A 21046-nucleotide genomic window follows, 5' to 3' on the forward strand; every position below is an offset into this window, starting at 1 on the left:
AACTCAGCGTTCAATCGATCGAAGGTGCGCTCCTGGCTTTCAGAAGGTTGGCTATCATAATGTTCGCGAGGTCGCTGAACTGCCCGTTGGGGTACTTTACCAAATAAGCTTCCAACATATCCTTGTTACCGGTCTCCCGCACCGTCTCCCAAAAGGCGAGTTCGATTGCAGGATCGTCTCCACTCCCTAAACCGCTCTCGAGCCGCGCGTTGGCCAGTTCGACGAATTGTCCGTGCGGAAAGCGCTCCAGGTAGAGAAGATACTCGGCCGGGTCGTCGCTCTCCTGTACCGACTCCCAGAAGGCGACTTCGACAAGGTGACGCGCATCGTCGCTGTCTTGCGATAGCGACTGCGCGACAGAAGAGGAATGCTTTGGGTCTCCGACAAGGGAGGCTGTCAAATCGAGCGCGGGCTCTCCCTCCTGGTCGAATAGGACACGGAACACCCGGAGGGGACGCGGGATGTTCTTAATAATTTGCTCTCCCAGGTCTTCGAAGGTTGCGTCCACACGATCGCGGAGATGATCCCTTACGCCCCGCGTCACACAGATGCCACCGACATCGGCGAGCCCCTCCAGCCGGGCGGCAATATTGACCCCATCGCCGAAGATGTCTCCGTTCTTGACCAGAACGTCGCCCACGTTTATCCCGATGCGAAAGTTCATTCGACGGTCGATGGGAAGTTCCTCGTTGGCGCGCCACATTGCCTGCTGGATCGCAACGGCCGCATTGAAGGCATGGACGACAGACGGGAACTCGGCCAGCACGCTGTCGCCGGCTGTGCCGAAAATCTGGCCGTGGGCCTTTTCAATGAGACCGTCGACGATCGTGCGATGCGACGTCAAAGTCGCCAGCGTCTGCTCCTCGTCAGTATTCATCAGCCGGGAATAGCCTTCTACATCAGCCGCGAGAATGGCTGCAAGCTTGCGTTCAAGCGGTGGTGCTTCCATTCGACCGGTCCTATCTGTTGACAGCGAAAGTTCTGCCATAAGCTCTTATTCTACACCCGGATGAGAAGGGCGATAACAAGTCGTCCGAGAGGCCGGCGCGATTTGCTGTTGCTCGCTTCCGCCAGATTGAGGACATCTTCCGCCAGGGTATGATGGTGGATGCTGAAAAGCATCGACCGACGGACCTCCGCAATTATCCCGGGTTATTGGTCTGCTGGGACTCACCGGCTGGTTTCAAAACTACGGCTAAAGCCCCTGCTTTTTCCCGGCACTCTTGCCGTCAGAGCTTTTCGACCGCTCCTCAAAACGATCGGCACCTTTAGCGAGGTCCGAACCTTTTTGAGCTTCTACCTTCTTCTCCTCTTTTGCTGCGTTTTTTCTCAGTCCGCGCGCGGCATCCCGACCCTTGCTTGTGGTAGCTTGCTCGATACCCATTTCACTTTCTCCAAATATCTGTGGGTAAGCACAACGGTTCGGCAGCGGGTTCGTTCCTGAGGGTGATAGCCAGCGCCAACTCGGCCGCCGTTTTTTCCGTCCACGTTGCTCCGGGGCTCCTTTCCCATCGAAGAATTGGCCGTGATGATCAAAGTGGCGTGGCGAGTTGAATTTCCGGCCGGAGCATCCGGCGGAGTTTTGCTCTAGTTGCCTGCCTTGTTTTCGCCCCCCCAGCGACATCTGACCTTCAAGGTAGAGTGGTAGGTCCATTCCAAAATAGGAGGAACTTGCAATGCTCGACCTTACTATGTCTCAAGTTTTGACTGATCCGCTGATCCGTCAGATGCTGCGCGCCGACGGTGTGAAGCTGGGCGATTTCGCGATGCTGCTCGAAAGGGCTGCTGCGGAGCGTGGCCGTCGTTTTCCGAGCCGGTCGGCCCCTTCATATGCAAATCATGGGCCTGATACCGAGGTTCGCGCCAATTAAACCTACACGATGTAGACGGCCGGGCGGCGGTCGGAGCGAGCCCTTGAACGCTTCCGTGTGGCCGAACCCGCTACCATTCGCTTAGGTGTCGTCGATCGCGTCGTCGATAAGGTTGTCCTTAGTCAACGGCTGCTGCTCCAGCAGATGCGCGTCAGCGTAAGCTTCGCTGGCGAATACCGGTCCTAAACCGGAAGCCACCGAAATTATAGATGACGATGCTCCGGTCGTCGGTCTGTTTCATGCGCGGAACACTCCAATGGGGGCGCGAGAGGACCCTATGACGCCGTACAGGGGCGGCGATCTTGATGCGGCCTTCGCGGTCGAGTGCGAAGCCGGATAGGCAGGGCCTCGTGTGCCAATTCGCCGGCCATTGCGGGAGACCAGCCCGCTGCCCAGTGGTCAAGGCTTAATGGAGGTTCGAATTGTCAACACTGCTATGACTGGACATATCCGCGCCAGCGTCGACCTCGCGATTGATGAAGGACCGGAGCCTGATAAGCGCTTTGTCGTGATAACGATACCGAAAAAGCAGGAAATCGCCGCCTTCAAGCGCGATTACCACGGCAAAGATGCGAGGGGCCTCTTGGACGCTGCCGCTGCTCAACGATAGGCTGACTGCCTAGCCTAAGAACTGTCGGGATTCGTGCCCGCTATCGGGTCGCGCTTTGGGCCTGATAGCAGTCATCAGCGAGAGACCTCTTTCCGCCAATTGCGTACTTCAGATCGACCCGACACGAAATTAGCTAGTTGCCTCCTCCCTGACATGCGCGAGCAAATGCCAATGAAACGAGTAAGCTTTGGGAGCGGTCGTCGATCCTGTCGACGCACAATATGGACAGGGCGCGAACGACGTAGGGTCGATCACGCTGACCTCCGGCATCGCTGTTGACGATCCGATTGCTCAAGGCTCTAACGCCGCAACCTCCAACGCCGGGATTGAAGGGTTCGTCCCTGCCGCCGCCTGCGATTTTTCCCGAGGCATCCGTATCAATGAAGTAAGCCCGACGATGCTAACGGAATCGATGGACCGCTTTGGTCCGTTCTTTCCCGGTATGAAAGCATCTCGGGAACTCGCGTCGCAATGGCCTATAGACGCCGCATTGAAGGCGTGCAGAGCGGGCGCGTATACAGGGTCCACCATTGAGGTTGAAGGCCCGCGGCACTCCAACCGCGATAAAAGACCTGAGCTTGGGTGTCCTTGGATCCGAATTTCGCGACACCCCGATCTTTCCTGAACTAAAGGGATGTCTCGCAGAAGTTCCACCTTTGACAGTCCGAGACCGACTTGGGCCTTCGGGCTCTACTGCTCCGCGAAGTTAGCAGTCGAAGGACTTTCTGAGGCCCTCCATGCGGAACTGGAACCGCGTGGAATCCATATGACCGTGATCGAACCCGGCTACCTTCCGGACGGACTTCCTCGATCGCAGCTCATTGGCGTCGAGCACCAATCGGATCCGCGACTATGATGAGACCGCCGCGCGGTTCGCGAGCGCGCGTCGTTGCTGAACCACAATCAGCCCGGCGACCCCTAAACGTTCGCCCAGCAGGTCCTGGCCTTCTCCGACGTCGCTCAACCGCCCGTCCGCATGCCGTTCGGCAGCGACACTGTTGCCGCGATGAAGGCGAAGCATCTTAGCGATGCCGACATCATCAAGCGGTGGCGAGAGGTCTCGGGCTCCACCGACTTCTGAGGAAGATGCACCTCAGTCGGACAATCGCACGGAGGTGTCGGCGTCGTACCTACCGTCCCATTTCCTGCGTAATCACGTGGATCGACGGCACGCGCTTCTTCGCGGCCATCAAAATGTCCAGTTCGATCGATGATGGGCCGAAGCGATAAAACAGACTCTCGGCCACGTCCTGATGCAGGCCGTATCGGCTTTGAAACTCCTCGAGCGTGTACGCGTTGCCACGCAACGCTCGCCGGCGTTCAAAATGACGATCTGAATGCATCTTTCCCAGCTCCCTTATATTTTCTGGCGGTGAAAATGATTGCGACACCAGTTTGTTCCGCCAGATCCGAGCGTTGCGGGACAAAACTCACCGGATAGCCAAGGTTTCGCGGCCATGCTACGACCTTAGTCTGGAGTGTATGGGGGCCACATGAAGCTGAAGCTTGTAGGGGTCGCAGCGGCGGCCCTCGCTCCTGTTGTCGCGATGCTCGTGTACAACGAGTTCGCGCTTCGTGCGCAGCGAAACGAGGAGGTTAGAGCGAACGCCGCGCAAGCCGCTCGTGAGGCTTCGTCGGAGGTCGAGCGGATCATCGAAGGCGTCCGCGCCATGCTCGTCTCTGTCTCCGCCATGCCCGCCGTTCGTCACCTCGACGCCGCAAGCTGCAGCGAGAGCCTGAAGTCGGTGGCGGAAAACGTTCCGAACGTCAGAACGATCTTCGTCCTCGATCCGAAGGGAAGCCCGATCTGCGGCAGTCAGCCGATAAAGGCCGGAACGACGTTCGCAGACCGAGACTATTTCAAGGGCGTCATCGTTTCTCGGCAGACGGTCGTTGGCACGTACACGATGAGCAGGATCTCGGATACGGCCGTGTTGCCGATCGCAATGCCGTTGATGGAAGGTGACAATCTGAAGGGGGTCGTGGTCACCGGCGTCCGGCTGGACTGGCTTCAGAACAGGATCACCGAGCGCGGCGTCTCCCCCGGCAATGCCGTGGCGATAGCTGATGGAAAGGGGACGATCCTTGCGCGGGTGCCGTTTCCCGAACGGTTCGTCGGCACCGTCATTCCAGATGAATTCCAGTCGCTCATTCATGCCGACGAGCCTGGCGTCATCGATGTCACGAGCCAGGATGGTACCGAGCGGATCCTCGGATACCGCCCGATCGCTCTGCCGGGTAGCCCGCTTTATGTCAGTGCAGGCTTCTCAAAGAAGGAGGCCTTCGATCAGATTAACAGGTCGACACTCGCAAGCGCGCTTGGCATTGTCGGGGGAGTGCTGCTTGCGTTTCTCGCCGCGTTCTTGATTGGCAATAGGTTCCTGCTTGCGCCGATTGAACGCATCGCGGCGACAATGGACCGATGGCGCAACGGCGAGACGAAGGCACGAACCGGCATGAGAGGGCCTGACGAGCTGTCCGCAGTCGGGGCGACGCTCGACGGATTGCTGGATGAACTTGACCGTCGCCGGCTTGAAACCGAGCGGGGAGTGGACGAGCGTGCTCTGTTGATGAGGGAGCTCACGCACCGCGTCAAGAACGGCTTCACGCTCGTGCAGGCGATATCCAGGCAGACGTTCTCGAAGGTCGAACCAGAACGCTATCACTCATTCTCGGAGCGCGTGACGGCGCTCGCTCGGACCTATGACCTACTGCTGTCCAAGGAGACAACGTCGTCGTCGGTGCGTGAAGTCATTGCGGCCGCAATGGAAGCCCATCTTGACGGTGGTTGCGAACGAATTCGCGTCGATGGACCGGACGTCGTCCTTCCCGCGGATCTCGCGCTACCGCTGTCGCTCGTGGTGCACGAGTTGGCAACTAACGCCACCAAATACGGAAGCCTCTCCAGCGAGACGGGGAAGGTCTCGATCGTCTGGCGCAAGGAGCGCGAACGTCTGGACCTCACTTGGACCGAGAGCGGCGGTCCCGCTGTCGACGCGCCTGCCCGAAAGGGTTTCGGTTCAGTTCTGATCGAGCGAGCCTTCCCGTCGAAAGCGCGATCAGTCTCCCGGTCGGACTATCTCTCCGAGGGATTGGTCTTCGAACTTTCGTTCGCCGCCGGGGAACCAGACTCCCTTTCGCAAGTTTCGGCGGATGGGGTAGCGGAGCAGGGCACGTGAGAAACAAGGCGAAGGTACTGATCGTCGAGGACGAACCGCTCATCATGATGATGACGGTTGATGTCGTCGAGGACGGCGGATTTGAGGCGCTTGAAGCAAGCAATGCCGACGATGCCATTCTCCTCCTCGAAAACACTGATGACATCGTGATCGTCCTGACCGACATCGACATGCCCGGCAGCATGGACGGCTTGGTGTTCGCTGCTGCTGTCCGTGACAGATGGCCGCCGATCAAGATTGTGATCGTCTCTGGAAAACGGCAACCTTCGGCGGACCAGATCCCGGCAGGTGGGGTCTTCATTGCGAAGCCATATGACGCCCGCACGATGACTGAGGCCCTGACAAGGATGGTGGCCTGAACGAACCGCTTAGCCACGGTCCGCTGACAGGGAAACGATCATGAAATCGTGTCCTGGTCTCCTCCGCGATCGCGGTCATTCTGCTTGCTGCCAGATGAGCTACGCGCTTCCGACAACCAGTTCCCGATCTGTCTCTCGGATTTTCCATCAGGTCAGCACGACGCGACGCCCGCTTTCGGCTGCACTTTCGATGGCCTCAATAACGCGATGCACTTCGACCGCGTCCTCGAAGCTTGGCGCGGTACGAGTGCCGTGCCGGAGATCCTCGGCCATTCTGGCGTAGAGACGTGCGACATTCCCAGCCTCCACGTCCTCCGGCCAGCCGGGGCGGTGTTGGGCGGGAACCTCCAATGGACGGAACTCCGTCTCTCCTTCGCGTGCACCCATGAGGGAAAGCCGCACCATTTGCGTATGACCAGAGGAGCCTGAAACCCGTATATCGCCTTCCGTCCCGTGGATTTCCCAAAACAATCCGTCGTCGTCGCGCGGCGCGCCGCCGCGGTAATGTATGGAGATGGGAGCGCCGCTGGCCAAGACCCCGCTTACCAGCACCTGGTCGGGTGCCGATACAGGCAGCATTTCCCCGGTATCGACTGCCGTCGCCGTGGGTCGGCGTGTCGCCATTACTGCAGACACTTCAGCGAGGTTGCCTACGACATCCCTTAACGCCGCCAGCGTATGCCCGACGGGGATCGTCAGCAGGGTTGCGCCATTGGCGCGATCCAGCAGATATCCGTAGGTCTTCCGGTCGGGAATACTGCCTCCGCCCAGTGCCGAGCCGCCCCGCGCGACCAAAGTGATCGACAGCACCTCGCCGACAAAGCCGTCGGCGATCAGATGTCTCAAATACTCGATCTCCGGCGCGACGCGCGCCTGAGTTCCGACCACGCCCAGGACTCCTTTTGCCTTGGCGAGCGAAGCCATTTCTCGCGCCTCGGCCAAGCCGTTGCCGAGCGGCCATTCGCAGTACACGTGTTTGCCGGCTTCGATCGCAGCTTTCACCATCTCGAAGTGCGGCGGTACCTTCACCGCCACAGTGACGATTTCAACCTCGGGAGCAACGATCAAATCGGCAACGCCGTCGAAGGCTTTCGCGACCCCGATCTCGGCTGCGGCGGCTTGACTACTTGCCGCCGTGGAATTGGCAATCCCGACGATGTCAAACGTGTCGGAAAGGGCGCGCAAGGCGGGGATGTGAGCACGCGCAGCCCAGCTTCTTCCAGGTTGCACGCCAATGATGCCAATCTTGAGCCGTTGTCCTGTCATGGTGTTCTATCTCCGTTAATTGATTTCTAATGCCCCAACAGTGCATGGATGCGCTCGCTGCGAAAATTCGGTATATGTGCGGGTGATCCTGGAGATTTTGCACAGATGGTCGATTGGGAAGACGTACGGCATTTCCTTGCCGTTGCTCAGAGCGGTACGCTGTCCGGCGCGGCTCGCGAAATAAAAGTAGACCATGCGACAGTGAGCCGGCGGCTTGCCGCGCTGGAGACTGCGCTCGACGTGAAGCTGGTGGATCGCATGCCACGATCCTGCCGTCTCACCGTCCTAGGCAGGCAGGTATTGGAGCGGGCCGTGGAGATGGAAGCCGCGGCTGATGGCATCGCCCGTTTGGCGAAAGCCGCTCATGCCCCGCTTGCTGGCCGGATCACGCTCAGCGCCCCGCCAGTGCTCGCCACACATCTGCTGACCGAGCGTCTCGCGCGGTTCAGGGAGGAGTATCCCAATATTCGGCTCTCGCTTTCCGCGGAAGCGCATCGGGTTTCCCTCAGTCGTCGCGAGGCGGATGTCGCTGTACGGTTCATCAGGCCGGATGAAACGAGCAGCGTGACTCGGAAGATCGGTGTAATGGCGTTCGGCCTCTATGCACACCGATCCTATGCGCACCTCGCCACACCCGAACGGTGGGAGTTCATAACCTGGGACCAGGCTTTTGCTGATTCGCCGGCACAATCGTGGCTGCTCGGCATTGCAAACGGGCGCTCGGTCGTTTGCGAACTGACCTACTCGAGCGAGCACTTAGTCGCGGTGCGGGCTGGGGTGGGAGTTGCCGGTCTGCCTTGTTTTATCGGGGAACGCGACCCTGATCTCGTTCGGATTGACGAGCGCGCCCCATACTTCGCACGCGACATATGGCTGTTGGTTCACAGCGACCTACGCAAAACTCCTGCGGTACGCGCCGTGATGGACTTCGTGGTGGACGCCGTCTCCGGGAATCCGGATCTAGCTCTTCGATTGTCATCCAGCGAGGGCGATCGAGACGGGCGTCGATAACGCAACGACTGCACAGTGTTTCAAGAGTATGCGGGCGAATGTTAATGACCGCTGGCGGGCGAAAGACCTCATCGCCGCGTCCAACCAAAGAGGTAATACTACCCGCCCACCTGGCCGCCCATAACGCAAGCGCACTCGCGCTGAAAGCTGCTCCCAACAGGGAAACGCCCGACCAACCGTAGTGGGCATAAGCCCGAGTAGTCGCTGCAGCCCCGATCGCGCTGCCGACAGAGTAAAAAAGACCATGTTAGCCCTCTGATACTCCCCGACGGGCTGTCAAGGCAGCGTCCATAAGACGAAGCCGACCATCAACAGGGTGAGCAGCGCAGACACGGCTCGCCAGCCGCCGAGGTCAGCAACGACACCGGCGACTGATTGCGCTGCAAGAATACCTGTCACGATGCCGCTCATCACCCTGCCGATGACCTAGCCCCGTTGCGATAGCCGCGGCATAGCCGACAAGTTCCTGAACAAGGAAGGCCAGTATTCTCGTGAGGGCCATGCTCACGAAAAGGGTCTCTGACCCGGCTGGGCCCACGGCAACGAGTGCGATTGCCGACAGTATCCCTTGGCCACGGGATTGCTATTTCCCTCGAATGAGGGGTTAAGCGGCTGAGGCCGGCGTTTTTGTGAAGGCTGGGACACGACGTTTCTTTTTGGGGCCAATGCGGTCATCGGACATGCCGACAGCTCTCATAACAATGCGCCTTCACTGAAGAACTTGCATTTACGCTGTGTGTCCGCCTTGTCGCCCGAGTTTGCCAGCAACTCTTTCAGTCCCGGCAGACTTGCCTGTTCTACAGCCTCATCAAGCGCAAACCACTGTATTAATACCACCGCGTGCAACACCGTTGGCTCAAGCTCAGGAGAAGCAAGAAATTCAAGGCCAAACGTCCGATTAGTTGAAAATGAGGCTTGGCCTTACGAGGCGATGAAAATCACCCTCTCCGTATCTGTCGATAAGGACGTCGGCAATTTCCTCGGAAGTGTCGTACCCAGCTCGAAACAGGTCGACTGCTTCTCGGCAGAGCATCGCAGAGCGGTGCTCGACTGGAGATACATTGTAATGGCGATACCAAAGAACAACAGCTCTAGACAGCAGTTGAAACTCCTCGGGATTGAGTGTTGTCATCGGGCTCTCCTTTTCAACTTAAGGTAGTTAAACAAAATATCTGTGCCACTCCGGAACTTCTCGTTTCGCAATGACTGGGGGAACAAAGCTGCCATCGAGATATCTAAGCTGACGTCAGGGCCTGGCGCTGTGTGAGCAGAGTTTTTAGAGTAGTGACCACATCAACCGGATCGCTTGGCTTTGAAAGCCACTTGCTATTTGCGAACACGGGATTGTGAAAGTCAGGATCATTGGTACCTGCCGCATCTACAATGAACGGGATACCACGCTCCTGAAGGATTTGGGCGACCGAAAGACAATCTCGGTCCCGGAGGACGATGTCGAGTACTCCGATATCAGCGTTGGCTTCCTCGGATTTCAGCCATTCCAATGCGTTGACGTATGAGCAAAAAGAACCTGCGATCTCGAAACCGGCGTCTCGTAGCCAGTATTCTACATCCATCGCAATAATTGGCTCGTCCTCCAGAAGAAGACCGGACCTGGTTTTTAGCTGTTCCATGGTCCGCAAGTTTAGTACTCGTTTGACTACTGTGCGTTCACATAGGTTAATAACCGGCGTATTTTTGAATGCGCGTTGGCAGCGCCACCGCCCTGCCACGAGCATATCCAGAGAGGACGTAGTGCGCCGTGCCGAACGCGTTCATCCGCAAGCTCAGTGCCTTTGAACGCCTGGACGACGACGACCGCGCATGGCTGCTTTCGCTAACCAGCAGGACGGACTATGTCAACGCCGACCACGATCTGATCAGAGAAGGCGACAAACCCGACAATGTACATCTCATCCTCGAAGGCTTTGCTATGCGTTACAAGCTCACGCCAGAGGGACGAAGGCAAATTTTCGCCTACTTGATCCCCGGGGACTTCTGCGATTTCCAGGTCGCCCTTCTAAAGACGATGGACCACAGCGTCGCAACTCTGAGCGCATGCCAGGTCGTTCAGCTACCTCCAAGCAGCATCATAGAGCTGACAGACCGACGGCCCACTCTTACGCGTGCACTGTGGATGTGCTCGCTGGTCGACGAGGCCACGCTGCGGGAGTGGCTCGTGAACCTCGGGCAGCGCTCGGCTCCGCATCGCATATCTCATCTTTTCTGTGAACTGCATGTTCGGATGAACGCGGTGGGCCTGGTGTCCGACGGCTCTTTCGAACTTCCTATCACCCAGACGGAGCTTAGCGACACCATGGGGTTGTCCGTTGTCCACGTGAACAGAAGCCTGAAGGAACTCCGCGAGGCTGGTCTGGTAACGATGAAAGACAACCGCATTGTCATCCGCGACGTGCATCGCTTAAAGGAATACTCGGGCTTTGATCCCGCGTACCTTCACCTTCAATGGCCATCCCCTGAGGGTGCTTGAGCGTGCGGGTTCTGCAGCAAAGCCCTAGAGACCGTGGCGATCCACCGAGAAGCTCACGCCAAAGACGATTGTGTTAGATGCATCGGTTACTATCATCTGCCACTGTTGGCCTTTCCACGAGTGGTCGCCGTCGCTGAGCATTTGCCCGGCCGCTCGGATCGCTTCCGTGCGAACTAGTTCCATGTTCGCCAAATTCATTCCCACATCGTCCATAACGGCTTGGCCATTCATAACGTGAAAGTAATACTGCGCCATGATAGCGGTTCTCCCTGCAATTTGGCGGGAGCCCATAGAATCTCTCTGTCACGGACTGGCCAAAAAGGATGCCGATGATGATCTACTTAGTCACCTTCGTGCGGGCTTAGCCACTAAAAAGGTTAAGTCGATACAGATACTCTTAGCGGACGGCGTGACCGCGATTGGCGGTTTGCCAGCCGGTCGRCTAGTGGCTCGCGTTCCTTCAAGGGGTCCAGCGGGTAGCCGTGGCCAGCCAGTCCTCTCACAACCCGACGGCAGTCAAATTGAACGAATTCCAGGGACGAGGCCGGAGCAGCGAAGGCGGCTGAGGGCATTTTCGGCGAAGTATCTTGTGGATGCTACTGTTCGCTCGCATGGAGAATATTGTCTCCAGTGGGGGACACCTATTAATATAAGAGAAAGCTAATGTGGTGCGATTGGAGGTTGCCTTTGGCAAGTCGTCGAGCCCGCAAAAACGTTAGAATTGCCACCGCCTTGGAACGCGCGGTTGTCTCAGTATGCGCAGAGAGCGTTATCGACGATCTTCGAAACACGCTTAATCGGGCATCCTCAGTAATAAGAAGGTTTAAGGAAGACGGGAACTCGGAGGCGATGGCCACCGCCATGGATTCTATCAGATTTGTGCTCCCCTCAACCGCCCAACAGCTCACGAATGTTAAGAAAATGGTTGGTTATAGTTCAGGCGAGAACTCGTTTCGAAGGGGCAAACACAACCATCGAGGACAATGAAGTACTCTCTCCGCGTTCGCAAACAAATTTGACAGCTACACCCGATGGCGTGGTTGCCATCTTCTAACGGCAACGCACGCGTCGTTATCGTCAGGCGGCTTTCGCGTGCACAGTCGTTTCTGCGAGTTCAGAGAGCAACTCATCGGTGGTCTCCGGTCAATTCATGAAACCAGTGCAAGGCATGCGCCTTTAGAAAGGGCATTCGGGGTGGCGGTAGAGGCTAATGATATGGACGTGCAGATCGGGAAAACGCGGGTCAATTCAGTCCTCAAATTTCGAGAACGCCGTTAGCTCCTCAATGAAGTCGCAGACGATAAGCGCTGGCCGACGGTTAGGCGGTAGCAGTAAAAGCGTCCTGAAAAACACTCCCTGACGAAAAGGCCTTAGCGTCAGGCCCTTTCCTACATACGGCTCCGCTGTCAGGGGGTTCACGAGGCCGACACCCAGTCCTGCCTGAACCATCGCACATATCGTCGTCGAATAGGGCGTCTCTAAAACCACCTTCGGCTGTGCATTCGCCTGCAACAGGATCGTATCCAACTGCCGCCTGGTGGTGTCCTCGGGCGCGAGGGCAATGAATGGCTGACCATCCAGGTCGGTGGGCTCGATGATTTCCTTCCTTCCGAGCGGATGGTCGCTTGGCAGTGCGATTGCTGCCCGGAAGCGAGAAAACGGCGTTGCCTCCACCCCAGCAATATCGATCTCGTCGGCGGCCAGTCCGACATCGAACTGGCCTCCCGCGATCAAGTCCTTGACCACCGACGACATCTGCGCCTGAAACGTGATGGCAACGTTAGGATGCCGCTGCTGGAAGCCACGAAGCGCTTTCGGGACAATGTTCGTGCTGAGAGCCGAGAGGCTGGCGACCTTGATCTCGCCGGAGCCGAAATCGCGAATTCGGGCGGCGGCGCTACGCAAATGGATAAGACCGGAAAGAGATTGCTCCACCTCCCGGAAGAAGAGGCGACCCTCAGACGTGGGCGTCATTCTACCCTTGACGCGATGGAACAGGAGAAAACCGAATTCCCGTTCAAGCTCCTGAATGGTCTTGCTGACGGCGGGTTGGGAAATCCGCAGGACGTCGGCCGCCCGCGAGGCCGTACCATTGGTCATAACGGCGTGGAAAATCTCGACCTGTCGAATGTTCATAACCATAACCCTGACGAATAGCGCACGTCGATCTTAGTATTGGACGGAATGGGCCAGTCAATGCTGTAATCGCTCATCAAACGAGAGACAGCAGGGAGTAGTGGAATGAACGACCTCACGCAGTGTGTCCTCACACCTGATGTCAACACGGACGGATTTGCATCGTTTGGCGTGGCCGTCCATCGGGCATCGACAATCGTGTTTGAAAACGCCGAAGCATATGCAAGCCGTGGCAAGCGTGGACCGGATGGCTACAGCTACGGCCTTTATGGCACCCCAACCACCAGAGCACTCGAAGCCAAACTGACGGCGCTTGAGCATGGCGTCAGGACGTTTCTCGTCCCTTCCGGACAGGCAGCAAACGCCATTGCAATGCTCCCATTTCTCACCTCCGGCGACAAAGTCCTTATTGCCGATACCGCATACCCTCCTGTGCGTGACTTCGCGAATACCGATCTCGCCCGGTTCGGCATCGAGGTCGCCTATTATGATCCGGTCAACATCGACGACTTGGATCGGTTGATCGATGACCGGACGAAGATCGTCTGGTGCGAGTCCCCCGGTTCTACCACGATGGAAGTCCAGGACCTGCCAGCCATTTCGGAGATCGCCCATCGGCATGGATCGCTGGTTGCCTGCGACAATACCTGGGCGACGCCACTGAACTACAAACCTCTGACACTTGGAGTCGACATCGTGACGGAGGCGCTGACGAAATATGTCTCCGGCCACTCCGATCTTTTGATGGGGTCGCTGAGCGTCAAAGACGAGAGCCTTGTTGCTCCGATCCGGTCTACTCTTGGCAGATTTGGGATCGGGGTCTCACCCGATGATGCCTCGTTGGTGCTGCGCGGTTTCGAGACATTGGGCGTCCGGATGCGCCACGCTTTTAGCGGTGCGATGCAGCTCATCGACATCATCGAAAGAGCCGATGTGGTCGATCGGGTGCTGCATCCCGCCCTGCCGAGCCATCCTGGCCACAGCATCTGGAAGCGAGATTTTCTCGGAGCAAGCGGGGTGTTCAGCGTTGTGTTCAAGCCAGGTGTGGCGCAGCATGTCGTCCCGGCGCTCGACGTGCTCAAGACCTTCGCCATTGGCGCTTCCTGGGGCGGCACGAGGAGCTTGGCCGCGCCGATGCCTGTTAAAGCCAGTCGCTCCGCCACGGCGTGGAGCGGAGATGACCTGGTTCTTAGACTCAGCGTCGGCTTGGAGGATGCCCAAGACCTCCAAGCCGACATCGAGGCACTGCTCGCAGAGATATCCGCGAGAGCGTAACAATCGGACACGTCATTCGGGTCGCTGGCGGCAAGACTTTACCCAGAGGCCAGCAGGGTGCATTGTGCTTGCACCTTTCGACCTAATTGGCCGGTAATGCCGACCCTACAGCATCGGATGCAGAAAGCCGTCTCACCCGATCGCTACTCAGCGAGCTTCGTTAGTCACAGCCAAAAGCAATTCAGCGAACTGGCAGCCACTTCTTTGCTACCCTGCAGGCAACAGTAAATGCAGGGTCGAACACATTGCCAACGTCATAGCGAACGACTTGGCCAAGCAGGTGGCTAGCGGCAACCTTTGTCAGACCATAATCTGTTTTCAGCAAATCAAGCATCTCCGTCGTCGCGTGCTGTAGCGCCTGATCGAGTGGCCGCGCGTTGCCAACTGTCATGATGTCATCGGCCGTCTCTGCGCGGGGCCATGAAATGCGCCGCTTCTTATCCACCGACAAGCGTACTGTGATCTCGAACGTCGTCTCGACCCCGGTCCCGACAATTTCGCCGTCGCCTTGGATAGCGTGGCAGTCGCCGAGGAAGAACAATGCGCCCGAAACGAAGACCGGAAACCAAACAGTAGAACCTGGACCAAACCGGCGATAGTCCATGTTGCCGCCATACTCGCCACTCGTCGCAGTCGAGATCGCCTGTCCCAAGCTCGGAGCGACACCGAAACACCCAATCATCGGGTCGACGGGCAGGGTAAGACCATGAAGTCCGCTGACCGGCTCGGACAGGCGAATAGCGGAATTCTCACGATCAATCGTCCACAGTGTTTTTTCCGGCCTGGGTAGGTCTCGTACGGTCTCTGGATCGACCACGTTGCCTGCTAGAACACTGCGCGTGAAGCCGGAATCCCGCGTAGGCACCATTTTCAAAATCTCTACCTTGAGCGCGTCCCCCGGCTCTGCCCCTTCAATGAAGATTGGACCGTTCATTGGATTTGGTCCGGATGCGCGCTGTACGCCTTCGCAATCATACCCGGCAGCATCGATCGTCCATGTGACGACAGTGTCGCCGTCGGCAATCCGAAGGGCGGCCGGCATAGTTCCGATGACGTTGTGGTAGGAAGTTGGGGTGAAGCGATGCGTTGTCATCGATGTGTCCGCTTTTTTGAGGGCAGGCGAGTCTGCGTTGGACCACTCTGTAACGCGAGACACACATTTGCCAGCGGGAACTGTCAAGGCGAGCAACAGCGAGCTCACGCGAAACGTGGGCCGACCAGAGGAACAAGAGGGGGTAAATGGACATATTGCCACTGAGCGCTGGAATGCCCAGAGCGAATACGGGCCTGATCAGCGAGAGCGTCACGATGCGCCGGAAACAGCGCGGCCAACAGCGGAGCTGAGTTCGTTTGGGCTACACGCTTTGATATCCAAAGGCCTCGACCAAAGGCAGGTTCGTCCTCATGTTTTCCGTTGATGAAATGGGGCTACTGTTTTCCAGGTTCGTTTTCTCGGATCACCAGCTTTTCCTTCGCTCCAGAACCTGAGCGTGCGATCAGATCAACCGTGCGAACCGCAACGCGTTTGGGTCTCGCGCCAACTGCCTCCAGAGTTGAGCGCACTGCCATCTCCACCTCGGAAGCAACGGTTGCGCGGTCGAATTCCGGAAACACTGAGATTGTAATCTCGAGACCATCGAGCAGCTGGCGAAACTGGAATTGCCGGACACCTTTAGCGCCAGTTAGCAGTGAACGGAGACGATGCGCATGAACTTCGATCGTTTCGCCCACACGGCCCACGAATTGAAGGACCTCTTCCCGACGCCCGTCGATGGAGGCAATGCGCCAAAAGGGCAGGCCGCATCTGCAGGGTTCCGTGGCCAACGTCACGATGTCTGAGATTTCGTATCGAATTAGTGGCAGCGCCCGATTGGTTAGGGTCGTCACAAGGAGCTTCGCCCCGGCGGTACCGTTCGGAACCCGGCGATTGTCTGCATTCACCACTTCGAACAGGAAGGCATCTTCCGCCAAATGAAGCCCGGATGCGAGGAGACATTCGTGGCCCATCGCTCCCGCTTCGGTACATGTGTAGCTATTAGCGACGGTAGCTCCCCACGCTGCCGTGACAATCTCCCTGACGTCTATTGTCAGTGTCTCTGCGCTAGTTCGCACAAGCCTTGGCATTATCCGAAGGCAACCGGCAGCCTCCTGTTTTGCCAGCACGCGAACGAACGAAGGGTAGGTGGAAATGACCTCAGGTTGGTGGTTGTTGAGGGTCTCCACGATATCTTCAATTCGCATCAGGACATTTAACTTGGGCGCAGGTGGCCGGAAGGCGCGTAGCTCGGTTCCAATGCGATGGGAAATGTGGACGGCAGACGATGCGAAGATCGCTATGCTTTTAGTTGTCTCGTCGATGCCGACTATTTTTTGAAATCGCAGCGTGTTGCCGATCGCGTCAAGCCAGGCAGGTCCGTCGAAGACCGCTAGGCCTTTCTCTCCGGTCGTACCCCCTGTGGCCGCCACCCGATACTCCCCGAGCAACGGAGAGCCAGGATCGTCTCCACCCAGGTGGTCCTCAACGAGTTTCCGGCTCAAACGCCCGTCCGTGACGATCCGATCGAAGTTTTGCATCAGCAGACGCTTGGTGAGAACGGGAAACTCCTCGAGCGGAGCCTTGCGGGCAACGAGGTCGCCGATAAATTCTCGGTAATATTGAGACGCCGCCGCTGCATGTCGCAGTGTGGCTTTCAGCCGCTCGCTCTGAAGCGAAAGCAATCGTTCCCTTGGCCAAGTACAGCGACTGACAATCTTTGCCGAATGCCCTCGGAGAATATCCGCGTCCAATGTGGAAGGCTGTTGAATCGGCGACATCGCAAAAGCACAGCTCTCTTATTTAGGGCTTAGACCGTTCTCACGTTGAAAATCATTGTAGCATGGAAATTGGTGGCATGTGGGGTAAGTAGCTTAGCCCGGACGCCCGCCTGCAGGCGGCATCTCCCGTAGCCCCGGAGAAGGTCGCTATGCGCGCTTCCATGTGCACCTTATCGCGTCGACGCAAAGCCTGACTGCAATAACCCATTCCTCAGTCATCCTCGCCGCGCACCCCGAATTCGAACCAATCGACGAGTGTCTTGGCTTTTGCTTGTTGCTTCGGCACTGTTTGGAGGGACGCCTGCAACCATTCCCCTAGAATGCGGTCAAGCGTCTGCATAGTCGCCATTCGTGACCGAAGTTATTTTCCACGCGGCCGTCCTCAAGTGCTAAAAAACGGGGCGTTTGCGATTGATGAGCAGTCTCGCTCACGATAGGTTTGTATTGCGAATCCGCAGAACCACACGGAAATAGGTTTACATGGCGACTGGAACGGTAAAATTCTTCAACGACGACAAGGGCTTCGGGTTCATCACTCCCGACAATGGCGGCCAGGACGTGTTCGTTCACGTCTCCGCATTGGTACGCGGCAGTTCTCTGCGTGAAGGCGACAAGGTCAGCTATGAGGTCGGACAGGACCGCAAGACCGGCAAATCCAAGGCTGAGAACGTTTCGGTAGTCTAATTGATCGGCCGACGTTCCATGAAGCCCGCGATCGCGCGGGTTTCATGGAGGATAGTTTCGACCGAAGCTCACGCTGGCGGCCTTCGCAGCGGTTGCTGAGTACAGCGGATTCCGCGCGGCCGCTCGACGCAGGGGCCTCAGTTCTTCCGCTCTCAGCCACAGTTTCGCGAGCTTGGAGAGCCGCCTCAATGTGCAGCTCTTCCATCGCTCGACCCGCAACGTATCGCTCACCGACGCAGGTAAGCGTTTCTTCGCCAGACTCCGCCCGGCACTTGTTGAGATCGCCGACGCCGCGGACGAACTGGGCGAATTCACTTCCAAGCTCTCCGGAGCGTTGCGGATCAACGCGGATGCAACGGCTGCGGAGCAGGGGCTGGCACCGTTGGTGCTCGAATTCATGGCGCGTTTCGACCGTCCGCCAAGACGAACTTCATCCGAACCCGCCGGGATAGATCGCGCATGCCGACGGCTCGTGCGAGCAGGGGCCCGGCCACGTGGCTCAGGGTGGGGAGCTGCAGTCATCTGGAAATCTCGGCGAGAAGCGCTTCGATATCATCGACAAGGTCCTGATGATCTTCAAGGCCAACGCTTATGCGCAAGACGAGATCGTCTGCATCCCACCTCCGCACCGTCCGGTGGGCCTTGACGGGCATGGGCGCGACTGCGTGTTCCGCCCCAAGATGCCCCTATCGCAAATGTCTTGAGCACATTGAGAGCAGGTGAGACTCGAAGCCGTCCGGCGACATCTACCACTTCGTGACAGAGATCTTCGAGCATCGCCGTGAGTCTTCCTAGCATTTGACATACCTGTACAGATGGGCCCCCTGGAGCGTCAACGAGCTGGTGAAAGTGACGGGGTGGAATGCGGGGTTTCTTCTCGCCGACGAGCTTCCTTGAATCCTGCAGCGCAGGCGGCTGCACGCCCGCTCGCCAACTCTGCGCGGCAAGCCTCGCCAAAATCGAAAAGAAAATTCATCGCTCCTGAATGCGCGAGGTCGCGCATCTCGGAGAGTGAGCGATTGGGCGTCAGATAGGTATCTACAATCCTTTCCATTGCCAGCTCCGCGGCATCTATAACTGTTCGGGACGAGATCAGACGCATCTGAGCGACCAGTGCATAAAGCAGAACGAGATCGGAGACGTCGTCCTTCTGATGACTCAATGCATCACCATAGAGCCTCGTGGCTTCGGCGATGAAATCCGAAAACAGCCTCTCGCGCTTGGCGACCTCCGCCTCGCGATGCTTTTCTCTCACCTGTGACCGATGCGTCATCCAGGCGGTGGCGAAAGAGGCCAGACCGCCGATTGCGACCCCGGCAAGGCCCGTCAGGGCAGAGATGTAAGCCTCCATGAGATTTCTCCTATTCGGTCGATCACGGCCAAGGAAGGATGACGAGGCCGCTCTCAAGCAGGTTCGTCGTCGACGCTTCTAGCCCGCTAGCGGGGGCCCTACCCAGACTCCGTCCGGCACGGTGGGAATGTTGTTCACGAGCCCTTCGAGCATTCCCTGCAAGACGTTCTCGGTCAGCTCCTCCATCTTGTCGCCGGGACCGACGAGGCGATCGACCAGCAGCAGGGTCAGACCGTGCATCTGGGACCAGAAAACGAGGATGGCCCCATCGATCGTGCGGGTGGTTGGCTCAGTGTCTGCAATCCGGCGCCCGAGAGCACCGTCGGAGATCGCGCTCACTATGAGGGCTTTCATGGCGTGAGCCGCGGTTCGTTCGATCACCGGACGGCTTTCGTCCTGTCCGCCGAGAAAGCCGCCGAACATCAATCTGTAGAGCGCCGGATTGCCGACGCCGCCGCAGACATATGCGCGCGCCATGGCTGCGAGCCTCTGACGAGGACTGTCGAGCTCGCTTGTCGCTTCGGCCATGCGCTTTGCCAGCAGTTCAAACCCAACTGCCGAGACGGCGGCCAGCAATTCGCGCTTGTCGGCGAAGTGCTTGTAGGGGGCGTTGTGACTGACACCTGCGCGACGAGCGAGCTCCCGAAGCGAAAACTCCGTGCTCTGGGATTCGCTAAGGACGTCCAGTGCGGCCTCGACGATCGCCCTATGAAGGTCGCCGTGATGATATGGGCGCAGTTCTTTGGTGGAAATGTCTTTGGCCATATTCGTTCATTTAGATTTGCAAGTTGCTCCTGTCAACTTTTTTTGTTGACAATGTTGACATTGCCCACTCTGTACCTTAAGTGGTCACTGTCAACATCGGGCATGTCCCGAAAACTGGAGTTGCCGGACATCCTGGCTCCTCTCGTGGACTCAAATCGTACCGGAGCAAAAATGCAGTCCTTTCGATTGATGGGAATTGGTCTCGCCTGCGCAGTTCTTGCTGCCTGCGAGGACAAAGCTGACGTGGTGCCACCGCAGCAGCAGGTCCGCATCATTGCGGCGTCGGCGGCTCAGTATCAACAGGGCGCGGAAGTCACCGGCGAGGTGAAGGCACGGATCCAGACCGAGCTCTCCTTTCGTATCAGCGGTAGGGTTCTCGAGAGAAGGGTGGAGGTGGGATCGCATGTCAGGGCGGGCGACGTCCTTGCGCGGCTCAACGACACGGAACAACAGGCGGACGTCAGCGTCGCCCAAGCTGCTCGCGGGTCGGCCCAGGCCGTCCTTGCAGAGAGGACGCTCGCCTACAACCGGGCGAGGTCGCTCCTGCAGTCGCAGGCGATTCCGCGGGCGGTCTTTGACAATGCGCAGAAGGAGCTGCTGAGCGCGCAGGCTTCCCTCGAAGCCGCGGAGGCCGCGCTTGCGACGGCCAAGGATGCGCTATCCTACACCGAGTTGAAAGCCGATACCGACGGCATCATCACGGCGCGCGGCGTCGAAGCCGGGCAGGTCGTATCAGCAGCGCAGTCGGCCTTCACACTCGCCCATGACGGACCGCGGGATGCGGTCTTCGACGTCTTCGAGGCGTTCTTCCTCGACGGACGACCGCTGAACGACGTCGAGGTCGCGTCAGTCTCCGATGCCGCGCGCAATGTGCACGCCGGCATACGCGAAGTTTCTCCCGTGATCGACGGGAAGAACGGCACGATTCGGATCAAGGTCGGTCTGCAGGAGGCAGCGCGATGGCCGCTCGGCACGCCCGTGGTGGGCAAGCTGCGGGCCACGCAGCGCGACGGGATCGTGCTGCCCTACACCGCGATTGCATCAGCAGAAGGCGAACCCGCCGTGTGGCTGGTCAATACCCAAAACCATTCCGTTTCGCTCCGCAAGATATCGATCGGCCGATACCGCCAGAGCGATTTCGTCGTCACCCAAGGCGTCGCCACGCATGATCTGATCGTCATCGAAGGCGGAAAGTTCCTCAAGGAAGGCCAGGCAGTCGCCTGGGAAGGCAAGTGAG

24 protein-coding genes and 2 pseudogenes are annotated in these 21046 nt (G+C 58.1%); 11 read left to right on the plus strand and 15 right to left on the minus strand.

Features of this window, described 5'->3' with window-relative positions:
* Positions 1-10 precede the first annotated feature (10 nt).
* Together AC1DPR_RS21490 and AC1DPR_RS21495 are read right to left on the minus strand one after the other, a co-directional pair.
* Positions 11-949 (minus strand): adenylate/guanylate cyclase domain-containing protein, encoded by a 939-nt coding sequence (locus tag AC1DPR_RS21490; protein ID WP_477817116.1) that lies wholly within the window; start codon positions 947-949, stop codon positions 11-13.
* 246 nt (positions 950-1195) lie between these two features.
* Complete coding sequence (locus AC1DPR_RS21495; protein WP_018859592.1) at positions 1196-1384, minus strand: hypothetical protein; 189 nt, start codon at positions 1382-1384, stop codon at positions 1196-1198.
* 292 nt (positions 1385-1676) lie between these two features.
* Between AC1DPR_RS21495 and AC1DPR_RS21500 the strand changes: the two genes are divergently transcribed.
* From AC1DPR_RS21500 to AC1DPR_RS21510, 3 genes are all read left to right on the plus strand, one after another.
* Positions 1677-1871: a hypothetical protein gene (locus AC1DPR_RS21500; protein ID WP_477817117.1), complete on the plus strand. Its 195-nt coding sequence runs from the start codon at positions 1677-1679 to the stop codon at positions 1869-1871.
* Positions 1872-2668: 797 nt separating this feature from the next.
* Positions 2669-3106 carry a Rossmann-fold NAD(P)-binding domain-containing protein gene (locus AC1DPR_RS21505; protein WP_477817118.1) on the plus strand — a complete coding sequence of 146 codons (438 nt, stop codon included), beginning with the start codon at positions 2669-2671 and terminating at the stop codon, positions 3104-3106.
* 9 nt (positions 3107-3115) lie between these two features.
* Positions 3116-3337: an SDR family NAD(P)-dependent oxidoreductase gene (locus AC1DPR_RS21510; protein ID WP_477817119.1), complete on the plus strand. Its 222-nt coding sequence runs from the start codon at positions 3116-3118 to the stop codon at positions 3335-3337.
* Positions 3338-3611: 274 nt separating this feature from the next.
* Here AC1DPR_RS21510 and AC1DPR_RS21515 read toward each other — a convergent pair whose 3' ends face one another.
* Positions 3612-3824 (minus strand): hypothetical protein, encoded by a 213-nt coding sequence (locus AC1DPR_RS21515; protein ID WP_477817153.1) that lies wholly within the window; start codon positions 3822-3824, stop codon positions 3612-3614.
* Positions 3825-3974: 150 nt separating this feature from the next.
* On the opposite strand from AC1DPR_RS21515, the gene AC1DPR_RS21520 reads away from it, so the two are divergent.
* Positions 3975-5660, plus strand: coding sequence for a cache domain-containing protein (locus AC1DPR_RS21520; protein ID WP_477817120.1), 1686 nt, complete (start codon positions 3975-3977; stop codon positions 5658-5660).
* Positions 5657-6019, plus strand: a complete 363-nt coding sequence (locus AC1DPR_RS21525; RefSeq protein ID WP_018859586.1) for a response regulator — start codon at positions 5657-5659, stop codon at positions 6017-6019. Before AC1DPR_RS21520 ends, AC1DPR_RS21525 begins: the two co-directional genes overlap by 4 nt.
* 147 nt (positions 6020-6166) lie before the next feature.
* On the opposite strand, the gene AC1DPR_RS21530 is transcribed toward AC1DPR_RS21525, so the two are convergent.
* A complete protein-coding gene (locus tag AC1DPR_RS21530) occupies positions 6167-7285 on the minus strand; it encodes a Gfo/Idh/MocA family protein (RefSeq protein WP_477817121.1) in 1119 nt (372 codons plus the stop codon).
* A 105-nt stretch (positions 7286-7390) separates the two neighbouring features.
* Here AC1DPR_RS21530 and AC1DPR_RS21535 point away from each other — a divergent pair, with 105 nt between their 5' ends.
* The gene (locus AC1DPR_RS21535; RefSeq protein WP_477817122.1) at positions 7391-8296 is read left to right on the plus strand and encodes a LysR family transcriptional regulator; all 906 of its coding nucleotides are present in this window, start codon (positions 7391-7393) and stop codon (positions 8294-8296) included.
* Positions 8297-8572: 276 nt separating this feature from the next.
* On the opposite strand, the gene AC1DPR_RS21540 is transcribed toward AC1DPR_RS21535, so the two are convergent.
* The 3 genes from AC1DPR_RS21540 to AC1DPR_RS21550 all read right to left on the minus strand — a co-directional run bounded on the left by AC1DPR_RS21540 (position 8573) and on the right by AC1DPR_RS21550 (position 9936).
* Entirely contained in the window at positions 8573-8707 is a 135-nt protein-coding gene (locus AC1DPR_RS21540) for a hypothetical protein (protein ID WP_477817123.1), read from the minus strand.
* A 487-nt stretch (positions 8708-9194) separates the two neighbouring features.
* A complete protein-coding gene (locus AC1DPR_RS21545) occupies positions 9195-9428 on the minus strand; it encodes a hypothetical protein (RefSeq protein WP_477817124.1) in 234 nt (77 codons plus the stop codon).
* 103 nt (positions 9429-9531) lie between these two features.
* Positions 9532-9936: a response regulator gene (locus AC1DPR_RS21550; RefSeq protein ID WP_477817125.1), complete on the minus strand. Its 405-nt coding sequence runs from the start codon at positions 9934-9936 to the stop codon at positions 9532-9534.
* A gap of 119 nt (positions 9937-10055) precedes the next feature.
* On the opposite strand from AC1DPR_RS21550, the gene AC1DPR_RS21555 reads away from it, so the two are divergent.
* Positions 10056-10784, plus strand: coding sequence for a Crp/Fnr family transcriptional regulator (locus AC1DPR_RS21555; RefSeq protein ID WP_477817126.1), 729 nt, complete (start codon positions 10056-10058; stop codon positions 10782-10784).
* Between the two features lie 24 nt (positions 10785-10808).
* Here AC1DPR_RS21555 and AC1DPR_RS21560 read toward each other — a convergent pair whose 3' ends face one another.
* Entirely contained in the window at positions 10809-11039 is a 231-nt protein-coding gene (locus tag AC1DPR_RS21560) for a DUF6894 family protein (RefSeq protein WP_477817127.1), read from the minus strand.
* 993 nt (positions 11040-12032) lie between these two features.
* Complete coding sequence (locus AC1DPR_RS21565) at positions 12033-12920, minus strand: LysR substrate-binding domain-containing protein (protein WP_477817128.1); 888 nt, start codon at positions 12918-12920, stop codon at positions 12033-12035.
* 105 nt (positions 12921-13025) lie between these two features.
* Here AC1DPR_RS21565 and AC1DPR_RS21570 point away from each other — a divergent pair, with 105 nt between their 5' ends.
* Positions 13026-14195: a trans-sulfuration enzyme family protein gene (locus tag AC1DPR_RS21570; protein ID WP_477817129.1), complete on the plus strand. Its 1170-nt coding sequence runs from the start codon at positions 13026-13028 to the stop codon at positions 14193-14195.
* 181 nt (positions 14196-14376) lie between these two features.
* Here the strand turns inward: AC1DPR_RS21570 and AC1DPR_RS21575 are convergent, their stop codons facing one another.
* The 3 genes from AC1DPR_RS21575 to AC1DPR_RS21585 all read right to left on the minus strand — a co-directional run bounded on the left by AC1DPR_RS21575 (position 14377) and on the right by AC1DPR_RS21585 (position 17349).
* Complete coding sequence (locus AC1DPR_RS21575) at positions 14377-15288, minus strand: acetamidase/formamidase family protein (protein WP_477817130.1); 912 nt, start codon at positions 15286-15288, stop codon at positions 14377-14379.
* A gap of 335 nt (positions 15289-15623) precedes the next feature.
* On the minus strand, positions 15624-16982 hold the full coding sequence (locus AC1DPR_RS21580) for a phenylacetate--CoA ligase family protein (RefSeq protein WP_477817131.1): 1359 nt from the start codon (positions 16980-16982) through the stop codon (positions 15624-15626).
* A gap of 238 nt (positions 16983-17220) precedes the next feature.
* Positions 17221-17349 carry a hypothetical protein gene (locus AC1DPR_RS21585; RefSeq protein WP_477817132.1) on the minus strand — a complete coding sequence of 43 codons (129 nt, stop codon included), beginning with the start codon at positions 17347-17349 and terminating at the stop codon, positions 17221-17223.
* A 140-nt stretch (positions 17350-17489) separates the two neighbouring features.
* Between AC1DPR_RS21585 and AC1DPR_RS21590 the strand changes: the two genes are divergently transcribed.
* Together AC1DPR_RS21590 and AC1DPR_RS21595 are read left to right on the plus strand one after the other, a co-directional pair.
* Positions 17490-17693 carry a cold-shock protein gene (locus tag AC1DPR_RS21590; RefSeq protein ID WP_018859573.1) on the plus strand — a complete coding sequence of 68 codons (204 nt, stop codon included), beginning with the start codon at positions 17490-17492 and terminating at the stop codon, positions 17691-17693.
* 73 nt (positions 17694-17766) lie between these two features.
* A pseudogene (locus tag AC1DPR_RS21595) lies at positions 17767-17925 on the plus strand (helix-turn-helix domain-containing protein); the annotation flags it as partial.
* A 286-nt stretch (positions 17926-18211) separates the two neighbouring features.
* On the opposite strand, the pseudogene AC1DPR_RS21600 reads toward AC1DPR_RS21595, so the two are convergent.
* The 3 genes and pseudogenes from AC1DPR_RS21600 to AC1DPR_RS21610 form a co-directional block, all read right to left on the minus strand.
* Positions 18212-18419, minus strand: a pseudogene (locus AC1DPR_RS21600) (PLP-dependent transferase); the annotation flags it as partial.
* Between the two features lie 106 nt (positions 18420-18525).
* The gene (locus AC1DPR_RS21605) at positions 18526-19044 is read right to left on the minus strand and encodes a hypothetical protein (protein ID WP_477817133.1); all 519 of its coding nucleotides are present in this window, start codon (positions 19042-19044) and stop codon (positions 18526-18528) included.
* A 78-nt stretch (positions 19045-19122) separates the two neighbouring features.
* Positions 19123-19809, minus strand: coding sequence for a TetR/AcrR family transcriptional regulator (locus AC1DPR_RS21610; RefSeq protein ID WP_112665524.1), 687 nt, complete (start codon positions 19807-19809; stop codon positions 19123-19125).
* 171 nt (positions 19810-19980) lie between these two features.
* On the opposite strand from AC1DPR_RS21610, the gene AC1DPR_RS21615 reads away from it, so the two are divergent.
* Positions 19981-21045, plus strand: coding sequence for an efflux RND transporter periplasmic adaptor subunit (locus AC1DPR_RS21615; protein WP_477817134.1), 1065 nt, complete (start codon positions 19981-19983; stop codon positions 21043-21045).
* Position 21046: the final 1 nt, after the last annotated feature.

It is taken from the genome of Rhizobium sp. 01T417 (assembly GCF_056398905.1).